The following is a 16,070-nucleotide window of genomic DNA, read 5'->3' as shown; positions in this document are numbered from 1 at the left end:
GACCAGGTGTCAGGCCGTCTCGGTGATCGGACGGTCGACCCAGCTCATCAGGTCGCGCAGCTTCTTGCCGGTGACCTCGACGGGGTGCTCGGCGTTGGCCTTGCGCAGCCCCTCAAGCTCGGTGTTGCCGTTCTCCACGTTGGCGACGAGACGACGGGTGAACTCGCCGCTCTGGATGTCGGCGAGCACCTCCTTCATCCGCTCCTTGGTGCCGGCGTCGATGATGCGCGGGCCGGAGAGGTAGCCGCCGAACTCCGCGGTGTCCGACACCGAGTAGTTCATCCGGGCGATGCCGCCCTCGTACATCAGGTCCACGATCAGCTTGAGCTCGTGCAGCACCTCGAAGTAGGCCATCTCGGGGGCGTAGCCCGCCTCGACCATCACGTCGAAGCCGTTCTTGACCAGCTCCTCGATGCCGCCGCAGAGCACGGCCTGCTCACCGAAGAGGTCGGTCTCGGTCTCCTCCCGGAAGGTCGTCTTGATGACGCCTGCGCGGGTGCCGCCGATGGCCTTGGCGTAGGACAGCGCCAGCGCCAGGCCGTTGCCGGTGGGGTCCTGCTCCACGGCGACCAGGCAGGGCACGCCCTTGCCGTCGACGAACTGGCGACGCACCAGGTGGCCGGGGCCCTTGGGCGCCACCATGGCCACGGTGATGCTGGGGTCGGGCTTGACCAGGTCGAAGTGGACGTTGAGGCCGTGGCCGAAGAACAGCGCGTCGCCCTCGTTGAGGTTCGGGGCGATGTCCTCGGTGAAGATCTGGGCCTGGGCGGTGTCCGGGGCCAGCACCATGATCAGGTCGGCCTCGGCGGCGGCCTCGGCGGGAGTGACGACCCGCAGGCCCTGCTCCTCGGCCTTGGCGCGGGACTTCGAGCCCTCCTTGAGGCCGACGCGCACGTCCACGCCGGAGTCCCGCAGGCTCAGCGAGTGGGCGTGGCCCTGGCTGCCGTAGCCGATGACGGCGACCTTGCGGCCCTGGATGATCGACAGATCTGCATCGTCATCGTAGAAGATCTCGACGCTCACAGTGTTTCCCTTCGATTGGTGACTTGAGTCTTGGTTCGTGCGGGCGCGGGTGGCTAGCGTGTCGAGGTGATCGACTTGGGGCCGCGGCCCAGCGCGACCACACCCGACTGCACGATCTCCCGGATCCCGTAGGGCTCGAGCAGCCGCAGCAGCGCGTCCAGCTTCTGGTTGGTGCCGGTGGCCTCGATGGTGATGGCCTCGTGGGCAACGTCGATGACCTTCGCGCGGAACAGGGCAACAGTTTCCAGCACCTCGCTGCGGACGCTGGCATCGGCCCTCACCTTCACCAGCACCAGCTTGCGGGCCACGGCGTTGGTGGGGTCCTGCTCGACGATCTTGATCACGTTGACCAGCTTGTTCAGCTGCTTGGTGACCTGCTCCAGCGGGAAGTCCTCCAGGGAGATCACGATGGTCATCCGGGAGATCCCGGGCAGCTCGGTCTCGCCCACCGCCAGGGAGTCGATGTTGAACCCACGGCGAGAGAACAGGCCGGCCACGCGCGCGAGCACACCGGGTTTGTTCTCCACCAGCACGCTGAGGGTGTGGGTGCTCACAGGTTCTGTCCCTTCGGGTTCTGGTGCCCAGTGGTGTCGGTGCCGGTGCCCGCAGCACCGGTCTCGGTGGCCGCGTCCTCGGCGGTGGCCGCGGCGACGATCTCCGGGTCCGCGTCGTCGGTGTCGAACAGCGGACGGATGCCGCGGGCAGCCATGATCTCGTCGTTGCTGGTGCCTGCGGCGACCATCGGCCACACCTGGGCGTCGGCGCCCACGATGAAGTCGATCACGACGGGCCGGTCGGTGATCGCGCGGGCCGCCTCGATGGTGGCGGCGACGTCTTCCTCACGCTCGCAGCGCATCCCCACGCAGCCCAGGGCCTCGGCCAGCATGAGGAAGTCGGGGATGCGGCGGCCGTCGGCGTCGCCGTGGGTGGACAGCCCGGTGTTGGAGTACCGCTCGTCGTAGAACAGCGTCTGCCACTGCCGGACCATGCCCAGGTTGCCGTTGTTGATGACGGCCACCTTGATCGGGACGCCCTCGATGGCGCAGGTGGCCAGCTCCTGGTTGGTCATCTGGAAGCAGCCGTCCCCGTCGATGGCCCACACCTCGGTGTCCGGCCGGCCCATCTTGGCGCCCATCGCCGCGGGCACCGCGTAGCCCATGGTGCCCAGGCCCCCGGAGTTCAGCCAGGTGCGCGGCTTCTCGTAGGAGACGAACTGCGCGGCCCACATCTGGTGCTGGCCGACGCCGGCGACGTAGATGGCGTCCGGTCCGGCCGCCTTGCCGATCTCGGAGATCACCAGCTCCGGGGACAGCGCACCGTCGGCGGGGCGGTCGTAGCCCAGCGGGAACCGGGTGCGGATGTCGTCGAGCTGGCTCCACCACTGCGTCAGGTCCGGCACGTCGCCCTCGGAGCGCTGGTCGCGCACGCACTCCAGCAGCTCGGTGATGACCTCCTTGCAGTCACCCACGATCGGCACGTCGGCGTGGCGGTTCTTGCCGATCTCAGCCGGGTCGATGTCGGCGTGGATGACCTTGGCCTCGGGGGCGAAGGAGCTGAGCACCCCGGTGACACGGTCGTCGAAGCGCGCGCCCAGGGTGATCAGCAGGTCGCTGCGCTGCATGGCGGCGACCGCGGCGACGGTGCCGTGCATGCCAGGCATGCCCAGGTTGAGGTGGTGGCTGTCGGGGAACGCCCCGCGGGCCATCAGGGTGGTGACCACCGGGACGCCGGTCAGCTCGGCCAGCTGGGCCAGCTCCTCGCCGGCCTCGGCCTTGATCACGCCGCCGCCGACGTAGAGCACCGGCCGGCGGGCAGCGGCGATCAGCCGGGCGGCCTCGCGGACCTGCTTGCTGTGCGGCTTGGTGATCGGCCGGTAGCCGGGCAGGTGGATCTCCGGCGGCCAGGAGAAGGTGGTGCGCGCCTGCAGCACGTCCTTGGGGATGTCCACCAGCACGGCGCCGGGACGTCCGGACTCCGCCAGGTGGAAGGCCTCGGCGATGGTGCGCGGAATGTCCAGCGGGTCGGTCACCAGGAAGTTGTGCTTGGTGACCGGCTGCGTGATCCCGGAGATGTCGGCCTCCTGGAAGCCGTCGGTGCCGATCAGCGCGGTGGCCACCTGGCCGGTGATCGCCACCAGCGGCACGGAGTCCATCTGGGCGTCGGCGATGGGGGTGACCAGGTTGGTGGCACCGGGCCCGGACGTCGCCATGCACACCCCCACCCGGCCGGTCGCCTGGGCGTAGCCGGTGGCCGCGTGGCCCGCGCCCTGCTCATGGCGAACCAGCACGTGCCGAACCCGGGTGGAGTCCAGCATCGGGTCGTAGGCCGGCAGGATCGCACCGCCGGGGATGCCGAAGACCACCTCGCAGCCCACCTCCTCCAGCGAGCGCACGAGGGACTGTGCCCCGGTGACCTGCTCGGGCGGGGACGACACGCGGCGGCCGGTGGCCGGCGCAGCCGGGCTGCGCGGCGCGCGCGGGGTGGGGTGCGGGCGGGCGGTGGGTGCGCTCACTGCAGCTTCCTCTGGTCGGACGGGGCAACGGGAACGTGGCATGAAGCTCGGCGAACAACAAAAAACCCCCGCCGCGGAGACTCCGCTGTGCGAGGGTGGCGCATCGACGCTGTGGTTGAGCTGTTCGGAAGACGTCCGGCTCAGGCGTAGATGCGCCTGCCGAGTACGAGAGCGTCATGGTTCACCCGTGTGACGTTAGCCGGGCGCCACCGGCAGCGTCAACTTGACCCACGGGTGCGACCATGGAGGCATGTCCCCAGCCGAGGCGAGCACCCCTTCCCGGGTCGAGCCCGCCCCCACCGCCGTGCTGCAGAACAACCGTGTCGCCCTGCTCGGCGTCGGCTTCCTGCTCGTCTGCCTCATCCCCGCCATGGTCGCCGCACCGCTCGTCTTCGGCTGGCTGGTGGTCGTCCCCGTGGTGGCCACGTGGTGGGTGCTGCGGATGCGCACCACGGCCAGCCCGGACGGGTTGCAGGTGCGCACCATGACCGGTGGGCAGTCCATCGGCTGGGACCGCGTGCGCGGCGTCCGGTTCCCCCGCCACCGGAGCACCCGGCTGGGCTCCTTCGGCCGGGTGGTCCTCGACGACGACACCGAGGTGACCCTGCCGTGCGTCACCTTCCGCGACCTGCCGGTGCTCTCGCTGGCCAGCGGCGGCCGGGTGCCTGACCCGTTCGCGGCCAGGGACGAGGCGGAGCTGGCGGACCAGGGTGCCGACGAGGCCCGCGACGACCCGGACCAGGACGAGCCCCGAGCCGAGCGCTAGGCGAGCTGGAGCTGCAGCACCGCGCCCACGGCGGCGCCCAGCACCAGCGCCACGGCGGCCGTGCGCAGCGGGGCCCGGGTCCACACCCGCCCGTGGTCCAGGCTGATCCGGCCCGCCCCGGCCAGGGCCAGCGCCACGGCCAGCACCCCCAGCCCGAGCAGCAGCGCGGGCCCCAGCGCGTGCACGCTCACCCCGAGCCCGGGCTCACCGATCACGGGGACACCCACGCGGGGCTGCTCCAGCACCTCCGGCAGCGCCGCCACCACCAGCGCCAGCACCGCACCGCTCGCCCACTCGGTGAGCAGACCCAGCACCAGCAGGACTCCCACCACCAGCTCGGCCACGCTCACCGCGGTGGGCAGCGCCTCGATGACGTGGCTGTCGCCCAGGACGCCCCACAGCTGGTGCGCACCGCGAGCCAGCACCAGCGCCCCCACCGCCAGCCGCAGCAGGAGCAGACCCAGGGCGGTGCCTGGCGACGGCCCGAGGCCTGGCGATGGACGGGTGCGGCGCTCCACGGGGACGGCCACCGCGCTGGTCGGCTCTGCGCTCTCGTCAATCTCGTCGTCGTCGAGGCCGGGGTAGATCGGCGGCAGCTCCGACCGCTCGGACGCCGGCGGGATGTAGCGCGGGCTGGCGCGCTCCGTGGGGGCGATCACGCCCAGGCTGCCGCCGGGCAGGACCACCGTGGGCGGCCCCTGCTCGTCCGCGCTCGTGGGGCGGTCTCGCGGTGCCATGCGAGGACGGTAGGACCGCTCCCGCCGCATCCGGCGCAGCACGGCACCGGTGGCGTGTTGCGATTCGGTGAACGCTGCTCACCGCTGGCTCACCACCTGCCCAGTAGCCTGCTGTGGTGACCAGGGGCAGAGGCGGCGATTGGTGGGTCCGACGGCTGGCTCCGCTGGCCGCGGTGGCCGTGCTCGCCACCGGCTGCGCCCAGTTCGACGACCAGCCCGCCGGCGACTTCCGGCCGAACCCCACCCTGGGCGCCGGCCCGGAGGTCACCCCCCAGCTGCCCACCCCGCCGACCGCCCCGCCGGAGCCCGGCTCGCCGTCGAGCCCTGCGCCCAGCGCGACGCCGGCGCCGTGCACCGACCCCGACCCGGCGGTGGTGGCCACCTGTCTGGATCCCACGGCAGGGTTGGCCAAGCTGCCCGGCGAGGACGGCGCCCTGGTGGCGGAGCGCCGCACCGGCCGGCTGCTGCGGGTCGCCCCGGAGAAGGCGCCGGTGGAGCTGGCCCGGGTGCCGGTGGACGGCGCGGCCGACGGCGGGCTGCTGGACGTGGCCCTGTCTCCCAGCTATGCCCAGGACCGCCTGATCTACCTGTACACCACCACGGCCACCGACAACCGGGTGGTGCGCATCGCCGTGGGCGACTCCCCCAAGCCGGTGCTGGTGGGCATCCCCAAGGGGCCGCTGCACAACGCCGGCTCCCTCGCCTTCGACGCCAAGGGCAACCTGCTGGTGGCCACCGGCGACGCCGGGCAGCCCGCTGCCGCCGCCGACCCGGCCTCGCTGGCGGGCAAGCTGCTGCGGGTCACCCCGGCCGGGGCGCCGGCACCGGGCAACGCCACCCCCACCTCGCCGGTGGTGGCCAGCGGCCTCAACGAGCCCGGCGGGGTGTGCACCGACGGCGTCACCGGCAGCAGCTGGCTCACCGACCGTGGCGCCACCGTGGACCGGCTGCGACCGGTGTCCGCCACCGGCGCGGTCGGCGAGCAGGTGTGGACCTGGCCGGACCGGCCCGGCGTGGCCGGCTGCGCTGCCGTGCAGGGGCGCGTGTCGGTGGCCGTCACCACCGGCGCCGGGCTGCACGTGCTGAGCATCGGCGGCAACGGCTCCGTCACCGCGCCGCCGGAGGTGCTGGTGCCGGGCCGCTACGGCCAGCTCTACGGCGCCGACGTGGGCGCCGACGGCGTGGTGTGGGCCGGCACCGTCAACAAGACCACCGGCGCGGCGGGACCCACCGACGACCGGGTGGTGCGCATCCAGCCGCCGGCGGGACAGGGTGGCGCGAGCTCGGTGTAGCCGGTCGTATGCTCACCCGGTGTTCCGGGTGATGTTCGTCGAGCCACGTATCCCGCCCAACACGGGCAACGCCATCCGCACCTCGGCGATCACCGGCACCGAGCTGCACCTGGTGCGCCCGCTGGGGTTCGACCTCTCCGACGCCAAGCTGCGCCGGGCCGGGCTGGACTACCACGACATGGCCTCGGTGACGGTGCACGACGACCTCACCGCCGCCTGGGCCGCGCTGGGCGAGTGCCGTGTGTTCGCCTTCACCGGGCACGCCACCACCCGCTACACCGACATCGACTACCGCCCCGGCGACGTGCTGATGTTCGGCGCGGAGCCCACCGGGCTGTCCCCGGAGGTGCTGGCCGACGATCACGTCACCGAGCGGGTGCGCATCCCCATGCTGCCCGGGCGCCGGTCGCTGAACCTGGCCAACGCCGCCACCCTCGCGGTGTACGAGGCGTGGCGCCAGCACGGGTTCCCCGGCGCTGTCTGAGCCCGGCACTGGCTGAGCCCGCGCCGGGGCTCGCTCAGGAGCAGGCCTTGATGACCAGCTCGCGCACGCGCGCCGCGTCGGCCTGACCGCGGGTCGCCTTCATCACCGCACCCACGATCGCGCCGGCCGCCTGGACCTTGCCGCCCCGGATCTTGTCGGCCACCCCGGGGTTGGCGGCCAGGGCCTCGTCCACCGCCGCCTGCAGCGCGGAGTCGTCGCTGACGATGGCCAGCCCACGAGCGGCAACCACCTCGTCGGGCTCCCCCTCGCCGGCCAGCACGCCGTCCACGACCTGGCGGGCCAGCTTGTTGTTCAGCGAGCCCTCGGCCACCAGCGTGATCACCCGGGCCAGCTGCGCGGGCGTGATGGGCAGCTCGGCCAGCGCCACCTCGCGGGTGTTGGCCTGCTGGGTGAGGTAGGACACCCACCACGACCGGGCCTGCGCCGCGGGGGCGCCCGCCTCCACCGTGGCGGCCACCAGGTCCAGCGCACCGGCGTTGCGCAGGTCGCGCATCTCCTCGTCGGTGATGCCCCACTCAGCCTGGATGCGGGCCCGGCGCTGCCAGGGCAGCTCGGGCAGGGTGGCCCGCAGCTGCTCCACCCACTCCGCGTCCGGGGCGACTGGGGTGAGGTCGGGCTCGGGGAAGTAGCGGTAGTCCTCGGAGGTCTCCTTGCGGCGGCCCGGGGAGGTGGTGGCGTCGGCCTCCTGGAAGTGCCGCGTCTCTTGCACGATGGTGCCGCCGGCGGCCAGCACCGCAGCCTGGCGCCGCATCTCGTAGTGCACCGCACGCTCCACGCTGCGCAGGGAGTTCACGTTCTTGGTCTCGGTGCGGGTGCCCAGCTCGGTGGCGCCCTTGGGCATCAGCGAGACGTTGGCGTCGCAGCGCAGCGAGCCCTGGTCCATCCGCACGTCGGAGACGCCCAGCGCCTGCAGCAGGTCGCGCAGCGCGGTGACGTAGGCGCGGGCCACCTCCGGCGCGCGGGCCCCGGCGCCCTCGATCGTGCGGGTGACGATCTCCACCAGCGGCACGCCGGCGCGGTTGTAGTCCAGCAGCGAGTGGCTGGCACCGTGGATGCGGCCGGTGGCCCCGCCGACGTGCAGCGACTTGCCGGTGTCCTCCTCCATGTGGGCGCGCTCGATCTGCACCCGGAAGGTCTCGCCGTCGTCGAGCACCACGTCGAGGTAGCCGTCGGTGGCGATGGGCTCGTCGTACTGGGAGATCTGGTAGTTCTTCGGCTGGTCGGGGTAGAAGTAGTTCTTCCGCGCGAACCGGCCCCACGGGGTGATGCTGCAGTTCAGCGCCAGGCCGATGCGCACCGCCGACTCCACCGCCGCGGCGTTGACCACCGGCAGCGAGCCGGGCAGGCCCAGGCACACCGGGCAGACCTGGGTGTTGGGCTCGGCGCCGAAGCCGGTGGGGCAGCCGCAGAACATCTTGGTGGCGGTCCCCAGCTCGACGTGCACCTCCATGCCGAGCACCGGGTCGAACCTCTCGACGACCTCGTCGTAGTCCATCAGGTCGACGGCGGTGCTGGCGGTCATCGGTGACGAGCTCCTCGCGTTGGTGCGGTGGACGGGCGCGGCGCGCTGCACGGCCGGTGGACCCGGCCGGGCGCCGCACGCCGGCGTTGTCCCCCATCCTAGGTGCCGTGCGACGATCGGAGTCAGCCCCGCACGGTCGCGGGGCCCAACCGCGAGGAGAGTCTGAACGTGCGCACCTTCCACAACGCCGACGAGCTGATCGCCGCCAAGGGCGAGACCCTGGGCACCAGCGACTGGGTGACCATCGAGCAGAGCCGCATCGACACGTTCGCCGAGGCCACCGGTGACCACCAGTGGATCCACGTCGACCCCGACGCCGCGGCCCAGGGTCCCTTCGGCAGCACCATCGCGCACGGCTACCTCACCCTCTCGCTCATCCCCATGCTGTCCTGGCAGGCGTACTCCCTGGAGGGCGTCAAGATGGGCGTCAACTACGGCCTGAACAAGGTGCGCTTCCCCGCGCCGGTCAAGGTGGGTTCCAAGGTGCGCAGCACCTCCGTGCTCAGCGAGGTCACCGAGATCGGGGGCGGCCTGCAGCTGGTCGTCACCGTCACCCTGGAGGTCGAGGGCGGCGACAAGCCGGTGTGCGTCGCCGAGACGGTCACCCGCGTCTTCTTCTGATCCCTGGTCTGCTGGTGCGATGAGCGACCTGGCCGAGCGGCTGCTGACCGAGGCACCGATCTGGGTGTACCTGGCGATCGCGCTCATCGTGCTGGTCGAGGATGCGATGTTCGTCGGCTTCGTCGTCCCCGGCGAGACCGCCGCGGTGGTCGGCGGGGTGGCCGCCAGCCTCGGCCGCGTCGACGTCTACCTGATGGCGGCGGTCACCGTGGCCGCCGCCATCGCCGGCGACAGCATCGGCTACGAGATCGGCAGGCGCTACGGCACGCGCATGCTGCAGGCCAAGGTGCTGGCCAAGCGCCAGGCGCAGGTGCAGTCCGCGCAGCACCTCCTGGCCACCCGGGGCGCGATCGCGGTGTGCGTGGGCCGGTTCGTGGCCTACCTGCGCGCGATCATCCCAGCCCTGGCGGGCACCGCCGGAATGCCCTACCGGCAGTTCCTGCTGTGGAACGCCGTCGGCGGGCTGGTGTGGGGGGTGAGCTGCGTGGCGCTGGGCTACCTGGCGGGGGCGTCGTACCAGCAGCTCGCCAGTGAGGCCGGCCGCGACATCGCGGTCGCGGTGGGACTGGTCGCCGTGGTGGCCGTGCTGGTCTGGCGGGTCTGCAAGCACCGCAGGCACAACGGGGTCACTCCCCCGGCGGGACCCGCCCAGCCCGGTCCAGCCGGCGGATGACCCGGCACGGGTTTCCCGCGGCGAACACCCCGTCGGGGACGTCGCGGGTGACCACGCTGCCCGCACCGATCACCGTGTTCGCTCCCACGCTGGCGCCGGCGCAGACGATGACCCCGCCACCGAGCCACGCGTTGTCCCCGATGCTGATCGGCGCCGCCAGCTCCCAGCGCGCCCGCCGCGCCTCGTGGTCGTCCATCGGGTGCAGCGGCGTCAGCAGCTGCACCCGCGGGCCGATGGAGACGTCGTCGCCGATGGTGATCGGCATGCAGTCCAGCAGGATCGCGTCGTAGTTCAGGAACGAGTTGCGACCGATGGTGATGTTGTAGCCGAAGTCGCACTGCAACCGCGGCATGATCCAGGTGCCGGCACCGACGCTGCCGAACAGCCGGTGCAGCACCGCGGTGCGCCCGGCGTCGTCGGTGGCGGCGTTGAACTCCGCCACCACCAGCTGGCAGTGCTGGCGCTCTGCCTCCAGCTGCGGATCGGCCGGATCGTAGAGCTCACCGGCGAGCATCCGCCGCTTCTGCTCGCCGGCCCCGGCCGCCGCGCTCACAGCTCCGGCGGAGCCTGCAGCGGTCCACGGGCGGCCTCGTAGGCCGCCCCCACCCGGTAGAGCCGGTCGTCGGCCAGCGCAGGCGCCATGATCTGCAGCCCCACCGGCATGCCGTCATCGTCGGAGAGCCCCGACGGCAGCGACATGGCGGCGTCACCGGCCAGGTTGGTGGGGATGGTGCACAGGTCCATCAGGTACATGGCCAGCGGGTCGTCCACCCGCTCGCCCAGCCGGAAGGCCGTCTGCGGAGAGGTGGGCGAGACCAGCACGTCCGCCTTCTGGTAGGCAGCCTGGAAGTCGCGGATGATGAGCGTGCGCACCTTCTGGGCCTGGCCGTAGTAGGCGTCGTAGTAGCCCGCCGACAGCGCGTAGGTACCGATCATGATGCGGCGCTTGACCTCCGCGCCGAACCCGGCCTCGCGGGTCAGTGCCATGACCTCCTCGGCGCTGTGGCTGCCGTCGTCGCCCACCCGCAGGCCGTAGCGCATGGCGTCGAACCGGGCCAGGTTGGACGACACCTCGCTGGGCAGGATCAGGTAGTACGAGGCCAGCGCGTAGGCGAAGCTCGGGCAGGAGACCTCCACCACCTCGGCGCCGAGCGCCTCCAGCTGGGCCACCGCGGCGTGGAAGGAGGACAGCACCCCGGGGGCGTAGCTGTCGCCCTGCAGCTCGCGCACCACGCCGACGCGCACGCCGGTGAGGTCGCCGCTGGCGCCCTGCAGCGCTGCCTCGACCACGGCCGGGACCGGGGCGTCGATGGAGGTGGAGTCGCGCGGGTCGTGCCCGGCGATGACCTCGTGCAGCAGCGCGGTGTCCAGCACCGTGCGCCCGCACGGACCGCCCTGGTCCAGCGAGGACGCGCACGCCACCAGGCCGTAGCGGGACACGCCGCCGTAGGTGGGCTTGACGCCGACCGTGCCGGTGACCGAGGCGGGCAGCCGGATGGAGCCGCCGGTGTCGGTGCCCACGGCCAGCGGGGCCTCGTAGGCGGCCAGGGCGGCGGCGGAGCCACCGCCGGAGCCACCCGGCACCCGGGTGAGGTCCCACGGGTTGTGCGTGGGGCCGTAGGCGGAGTTCTCGGTGGAGGAGCCCATCGCGAACTCGTCCATGTTGGTCTTGCCCAGCACGGGGATGCCCGCCGCGCGCAGGCGGGAGGTGACGGTGGCGTCGTAGGGCGGCCACCAGCCCTCGAGCATCTCCGACCCGCAGGTGGTGGGCATGTCGGTGGTGGTGAAGTTGTCCTTCAGCGCCAGCGGCACCCCGGCCAACGGGGAGGCCGGCTGCTCACCGGCGGCCAGGGAGGCGTCCACGGCTCCGGCTGCGGCCAGCGCCGCCATGCCGTCGATGTGCAGGAAGGCGCGGACCCGCTCGTCCACCTCGCCGATGCGGTCCAGGTGGGCGCGGGTGACCTCGGTGGAGGAGACCTCGCGGGAGTGGATCTTCTGCGCCAGCTCGCTCGCGGAGAGGCGGGTCAGCTCGGCGCTCACTGCTCGTCCGCCAGGATCTGGGGCACGCGGAAGCGGCCCAGCTCGGCGGCCGGCGCCTTGGCCAGCGCCTCGTCCTGGGTCAGCCCGGGGGTGACCACGTCGGGGCGGAACGCGTTGGTGACCGGCAGCGCCTGCGAGGTCGGCGGGACGTCCTCCGCGGCGACCTCGGAGACGGTGGCGACGTGGTGCAGGATCGAGTCCAGCTGACCAGCGAAGTGGTCCAGCTCGTCCTCGGTGACGGCGAGCCGGGCCAATCGCGCGAGGTGGGCGACCTCCTCGCGGGTGATGACGGGCGCCGTCGTGTTCTCGGCATTCATGCGGTGGGGATCTCCCCTATCGAGGCGGCATCGGGTGCCCGCCAAGACTAGCCGGTGCCACCAGCGTGCCCTGCCCCCGCGTGAGTGTAGGAAGATGTTGCCTGCCCGAGCGGTTCGCCGAGTGTCCCCGGCAAGGAGACGACATTGTCCTTCCTCATGCGCGTGCAGGTCCCGGACCAGCCTGGGGCCCTGGGTCTGCTGGCCTCCGCGCTGGGACGTGCCGACGTCGACATCCTCTCGGTGGACGTGGTGGAGCGCGACGCCAGCTACGCCGTGGACGACCTGGTGGTGGAGATTCCCCGCGGGTCCTTCCCCGACGGCCTCATCACCGCCGCCGAGGGCATCGAGGGCGTGCAGGTCATCTCGGTGCGACCGTTCGTGGGGGTGCTGGACACCCACCGCGAGCTCGAGCTGATCGACGTGGTGGCCGGCACCATCGGCGACCGCCTGCAGACGTTGGTGGACGGGCTGCCCCGGGTGCTCAGCGTGGGCTGGGCGATGATCGTGGGCATGGGCAAGGACGGCCCCTACCGGGTGGTGGGCTCCCCCGCCGCGCCGGAGTCCCACTCCGCGGCCGCGCCCTGGCTGCCGCTGCGGGCGCCGGCCGCCCTGGACGAGAACGCCGACTGGGTGCCGGAGAGCTGGCGGCAGGTGAACACCACCGTCGCCGCGGCCCCCCTGGGCGAGGAGAACCGTGCGGTGCTCATCGGCCGGCCCGGTGGCCCGGAGTTCCGCCCGTCCGAGGTGGCGCGGCTGGGTCACATGGCGGGCATCGTCGCCACCGTGCTGGGCTAGTCGGCAGGCTCGTCCCCAGCGGGCGCCTCTCCAGCCGGCACCTCCCCGGCGGGCGCCTCTCCAGCCGGCACCGCGAGCTTGGTGGCCTCCTCGGGCCCCTGCTCCAGCAGCACCTCGAAGCCGGCCTCGTCCAGCACCGGCACGCCGAGGGTGACGGCCTTGTCGTACTTGGACCCGGGGGCGTCCCCGACCACCACGAAGGCGGTCTTCTTGGACACGCTGCCCGCGGCCTTGCCGCCGCGCTCCAGGATGGCCTCCCTGGCCTCGTCCCGGGACAGCCGGGCGAGCGACCCGGTGACCACGATGGACAGTCCCTCCAGGAACCGCGGCACGCCGGCGTCGCGCTCGTCCACCATGCGCACCCCGGCCTCACGCCACTTGCGCACCACCTCGCGGTGCCAGTCCACCTCGAACCAGCGGACCACGGCCGCGGCGATGGTGGGGCCCACGCCCTCCACCGCGGCGAGCTCGGCCTCGCTGGCCTGCTCGATGCGCTCGAGGCTGGCGAACTCACCGGCCAGCGCTCGAGCCGCGGTGGGCCCCACGTGGCGGATGGACAGTCCCACCAGGACGCGCCACAGCGGACGGTCCTTGGCGGCGTCCAGGTTGTCCAGCAGCCGGCGGCCGTTGGCCGACAGGTTCCCCGCCTTGGTGCGGAACAGCTCGGTGCGCAGCAGGTCGTCCTCGGTGAGGGTGAACACGTCGCCCTCGTCCTGGATGACCCCGGCACGGAGCAGCTCGGTGGCCGCCTCGTAGCCCAGCACCTCGATGTCGAAGGCGCCGCGGCCGGCCACGTGGAACACCCGCTCCCGCAGCTGGGCGGGGCACGAGCGCGCGTTGGGGCAGCGCAGGTCGGCGTCGCCCTCCTTGGCCGGGGCCAGCTCGGTGCCACACTCCGGGCAGTGGGTGGGCATGACGAAGGGACGCTCGTTGCCGGTGCGCACGTCCACCACCGGACCGAGCACCTCGGGGATGACGTCGCCGGCCTTGCGGATGGTGACGGTGTCGCCGATGAGCACGCCCTTGCGCACCACCTCGCTGGCGTTGTGCAGGGTGGCCAGCGCCACCGTGGACCCGGCCACCAGCACCGGCTCCATGAACGCGAACGGGGTGACCCGGCCGGTGCGGCCCACGTTCACCCGGATGTCCACCAGCTTGGTGGTCGCCTCCTCGGGCGGGTACTTGTAGGCGATGGCCCAGCGGGGGGCGCGCGAGGTGGCACCCAGGCGCCGCTGCAGCGCCACGTCGTCCACCTTGACCACCAGGCCGTCGATCTCGTGCTCCACGTCGTGGCGGTGCTCGCCCCAGTACGCGACCCGGGCTGCGGCCTCGTCGATGCCGTGCACCCGCACGGTGTTCGCGGAGACCGGCAGGCCCCAGGCGGCCAGCGCCTCGTAGGCCTGCGACAGCGCCACCGGCTCGAAGCCCACCCGCCGGCCCAGGCCGTGGCAGATCATCCCGAGCCGTCGCCGCGCGGTGACCGCGGGGTTCTTCTGCCGCAACGATCCCGCCGCGGAGTTGCGGGGGTTGGCGAAGGGCGCCTTGCCCTCGGCCACCAGCGACGCGTTGAGCGCCTCGAAGTCGCTGAGCCGGAAGAACACCTCGCCGCGCACCTCCAGCAGCTCCGGCACCGGGAACTCCGCGGTCGGCGTGAGGACCTCGGGGATGTCGTCGATGGTGCGCGCGTTGAGGGTGACGTCCTCGCCGGTGCGGCCGTCGCCGCGGGTGGCTCCGCGCACCAGCTTGCCGTTCTCGTACACCAGGTTCAGTGCGACCCCGTCGATCTTGAGCTCGCAGACGTAGTCCACCTCCTGCCCCACGTCGGCCACCACCCGGTCGGCCCAGGCGTGCAGCTCCTCGGAGTCGAAGGCGTTGTCCAGGCTGAGCATCCGCTCCAGGTGGTCCACGGCACTGAACTCGGTGGCGAAGCCGCCGCCCACCAGCTGGGTGGGCGAGTCGGGCGTGCGCAGCTCGGGGTGGGCCTCCTCGAGGGCCACCAGCTCGTTAAACAGCCGGTCGAAATCGCGGTCGCTGACGATCGGCGCGTCCCGCACGTAGTACCGGAACTGGTGCCCGCGCACCTCCTCGGCGAGCGCGGTCCAGCGCTCGCGCGCCTGGGGGTCGCCGGAGGTCTCTGGCAGCTCGCTCGTCACTCCCAAAGATTAGCCAGTGACCCTGACAGTCCCGGCCCCCGACCGGGCCTCGCTCACATGCCCCAGGACTCCGGGGGGTCGGTGAAGGCACGGCCCAGCTCCACGCACTGGGCCAGCAGCCGCCGGGCGTCCGCGGGCGTGCTGCCGGCCAGGCCGCAGCCGGGGGTCACCAGCACCTCGGTGGACAGCACCGACCGGGGAAAGCCGAGGCGGTCCATCAGCCGCAGGGCCGGCTCGGCCAGCTGGTGCAGCGTGGTGGCCGACGCCCCGCCGGAGGCCGGCACGGACACCGGCACGGGCACCACCCCCAGCACCAGCATCGCCCCGTCCTCCAGGGTCTCGCCGATCTCGTCCAGGTCGGTGACTCCCACCAGTCCCAGGTCCACCCCCACGGCGGTGGCCCCGGCCCGGCGGATCAGGGTGAGCGGGACGGCGGCGGCGCAGCAGTGCACCATGGTCCGGCCCGGCGCCTGCTCCAGCACGGTGCGCAGCCCGGCCTCCACCTCCGGTGCGGGCACCGCCGGGATGGTGGTCAGCCCCGAGACGGTGGGCAGGGCGCCCGCCAGCACCCCGGGCAGGCCGGGCTCGTCCACCTGCAGCACCACCGGGATGCCGGTGCGTCGCTGCACCTCGGCCACGTGCTGGGCGACCCCCTCGGCCAGCGACGCGGTGACCTCGGCGACGGCGCCACGGTCGGTGAGCAGGCGGTGGCCGCTGCGCAGCTCTACCTGGGCCGCCATCGTCCAGGGGCCCGCCACCTGCACCTTCAGCGCCGGCGGCGTGGCGCCGGCGCGCTCCAGCGCCTCCTCCAGCACGTCCAGGTCGCGGCGGAGCAGGTCGACGGCACGGCGGTGGTCGCGGCCGGGACGGGAGGCCACCCGGTATCCGGAGGGGGCGACCTCCACGGCCAGGTCGACCAGCAGGGCGGCGGTGCGCCCCACCATGTCCGCCCCGACGCCTCGGGCAGGCAGCTCCACCAGGTGCGGGAGCGCGGCCAGCTCACCGAGCACGATGCGCGCGGCCTCGTCGGCGTCGGCGCCGGGCCAGGAGCCCACGCCGGTGGCAGTCCCGCCCGGCAGACCGCGGAGGAAGGGCTTCGCTGCGTCGGTCACCA

Annotated in this window: 16 protein-coding genes; 6 read left to right on the top strand and 10 right to left on the bottom strand. The window is 72.8% G+C overall.

Going from position 1 to position 16,070, the window contains the following annotated elements; genetic code table 11:
• Positions 1-9: 9 nt before the first annotated feature.
• From ilvC to ELX43_RS06585, 3 genes are read right to left on the bottom strand one after another with little or no spacing between them, the layout of a single operon-like run.
• Positions 10-1,023, bottom strand: a complete 1,014-nt coding sequence (ilvC, locus tag ELX43_RS06595; protein WP_127782668.1) for a ketol-acid reductoisomerase — start codon at positions 1,021-1,023, stop codon at positions 10-12.
• Positions 1,024-1,076: 53 nt separating this feature from the next.
• Positions 1,077-1,577 carry an acetolactate synthase small subunit gene (ilvN, locus tag ELX43_RS06590; protein WP_127782667.1) on the bottom strand — a complete coding sequence of 167 codons (501 nt, stop codon included), beginning with the start codon at positions 1,575-1,577 and terminating at the stop codon, positions 1,077-1,079.
• On the bottom strand, positions 1,574-3,535 hold the full coding sequence (locus ELX43_RS06585) for an acetolactate synthase large subunit (protein WP_206518126.1): 1,962 nt from the start codon (positions 3,533-3,535) through the stop codon (positions 1,574-1,576). Before ELX43_RS06585 ends, ilvN begins: the two co-directional genes overlap by 4 nt.
• Before the next feature lie 250 nt (positions 3,536-3,785).
• On the opposite strand from ELX43_RS06585, the gene ELX43_RS06580 reads away from it, so the two are divergent.
• Complete coding sequence (locus ELX43_RS06580) at positions 3,786-4,301, top strand: PH domain-containing protein (RefSeq protein WP_206518125.1); 516 nt, start codon at positions 3,786-3,788, stop codon at positions 4,299-4,301.
• Here ELX43_RS06580 and ELX43_RS06575 read toward each other — a convergent pair.
• On the bottom strand, positions 4,298-5,038 hold the full coding sequence (locus ELX43_RS06575; protein WP_127782665.1) for a hypothetical protein: 741 nt from the start codon (positions 5,036-5,038) through the stop codon (positions 4,298-4,300). The genes ELX43_RS06580 and ELX43_RS06575 overlap by 4 nt on opposite strands.
• A 116-nt stretch (positions 5,039-5,154) precedes the next feature.
• On the opposite strand from ELX43_RS06575, the gene ELX43_RS06570 reads away from it, so the two are divergent.
• Together ELX43_RS06570 and ELX43_RS06565 are read left to right on the top strand one after the other, a co-directional pair.
• Positions 5,155-6,330 (top strand): PQQ-dependent sugar dehydrogenase, encoded by a 1,176-nt coding sequence (locus tag ELX43_RS06570; RefSeq protein ID WP_206518124.1) that lies wholly within the window; start codon positions 5,155-5,157, stop codon positions 6,328-6,330.
• A 19-nt stretch (positions 6,331-6,349) separates the two neighbouring features.
• Complete coding sequence (locus ELX43_RS06565) at positions 6,350-6,814, top strand: tRNA (cytidine(34)-2'-O)-methyltransferase (RefSeq protein ID WP_127782664.1); 465 nt, start codon at positions 6,350-6,352, stop codon at positions 6,812-6,814.
• Positions 6,815-6,848: 34 nt separating this feature from the next.
• Here the strand turns inward: ELX43_RS06565 and gatB are convergent, their stop codons facing one another.
• The gene (gene gatB / locus ELX43_RS06560) at positions 6,849-8,357 is read right to left on the bottom strand and encodes an Asp-tRNA(Asn)/Glu-tRNA(Gln) amidotransferase subunit GatB (protein ID WP_127782663.1); all 1,509 of its coding nucleotides are present in this window, start codon (positions 8,355-8,357) and stop codon (positions 6,849-6,851) included.
• Between the two features lie 168 nt (positions 8,358-8,525).
• On the opposite strand from gatB, the gene ELX43_RS06555 reads away from it, so the two are divergent.
• Both ELX43_RS06555 and ELX43_RS06550 read left to right on the top strand, forming a co-directional pair.
• Entirely contained in the window at positions 8,526-8,978 is a 453-nt protein-coding gene (locus tag ELX43_RS06555; RefSeq protein ID WP_164860593.1) for a MaoC family dehydratase, read from the top strand.
• Between the two features lie 19 nt (positions 8,979-8,997).
• Positions 8,998-9,651, top strand: coding sequence for a DedA family protein (locus tag ELX43_RS06550; protein ID WP_127782662.1), 654 nt, complete (start codon positions 8,998-9,000; stop codon positions 9,649-9,651).
• On the opposite strand, the gene ELX43_RS06545 is transcribed toward ELX43_RS06550, so the two are convergent.
• Genes ELX43_RS06545 through gatC form a run of 3 tightly spaced genes read right to left on the bottom strand, consistent with a single transcriptional unit; the run spans position 9,605 to position 12,008 of the window.
• Positions 9,605-10,165 carry a sugar O-acetyltransferase gene (locus ELX43_RS06545; RefSeq protein ID WP_127784729.1) on the bottom strand — a complete coding sequence of 187 codons (561 nt, stop codon included), beginning with the start codon at positions 10,163-10,165 and terminating at the stop codon, positions 9,605-9,607. The two genes, ELX43_RS06550 and ELX43_RS06545, sit on opposite strands and share 47 nt — an antisense overlap.
• Positions 10,166-10,200: 35 nt before the next feature.
• Positions 10,201-11,691 carry an Asp-tRNA(Asn)/Glu-tRNA(Gln) amidotransferase subunit GatA gene (gene gatA / locus ELX43_RS06540; RefSeq protein WP_127782661.1) on the bottom strand — a complete coding sequence of 497 codons (1,491 nt, stop codon included), beginning with the start codon at positions 11,689-11,691 and terminating at the stop codon, positions 10,201-10,203.
• A complete protein-coding gene (gene gatC / locus ELX43_RS06535) occupies positions 11,688-12,008 on the bottom strand; it encodes an Asp-tRNA(Asn)/Glu-tRNA(Gln) amidotransferase subunit GatC (RefSeq protein ID WP_127782660.1) in 321 nt (106 codons plus the stop codon). Before gatC ends, gatA begins: the two co-directional genes overlap by 4 nt.
• Before the next feature lie 144 nt (positions 12,009-12,152).
• Between gatC and ELX43_RS06530 the strand changes: the two genes are divergently transcribed.
• Positions 12,153-12,803 carry an amino acid-binding protein gene (locus ELX43_RS06530; RefSeq protein ID WP_127782659.1) on the top strand — a complete coding sequence of 217 codons (651 nt, stop codon included), beginning with the start codon at positions 12,153-12,155 and terminating at the stop codon, positions 12,801-12,803.
• Here the strand turns inward: ELX43_RS06530 and ligA are convergent.
• The gene (ligA, locus tag ELX43_RS06525; protein ID WP_127782658.1) at positions 12,800-14,956 is read right to left on the bottom strand and encodes an NAD-dependent DNA ligase LigA; all 2,157 of its coding nucleotides are present in this window, start codon (positions 14,954-14,956) and stop codon (positions 12,800-12,802) included. The genes ELX43_RS06530 and ligA overlap by 4 nt on opposite strands.
• Before the next feature lie 53 nt (positions 14,957-15,009).
• Entirely contained in the window at positions 15,010-16,068 is a 1,059-nt protein-coding gene (locus tag ELX43_RS06520) for a methionine synthase (protein WP_127782657.1), read from the bottom strand.
• Positions 16,069-16,070: the final 2 nt, after the last annotated feature.

The sequence above is a fragment of the Rhodococcus sp. X156 genome (assembly GCF_004006015.1).
GTDB lineage: Bacteria > Actinomycetota > Actinomycetes > Mycobacteriales > Mycobacteriaceae > X156.
Note: the sequence above shows the minus strand (reverse complement) of the source record. Positions and strands in the feature narration are given on the sequence as shown.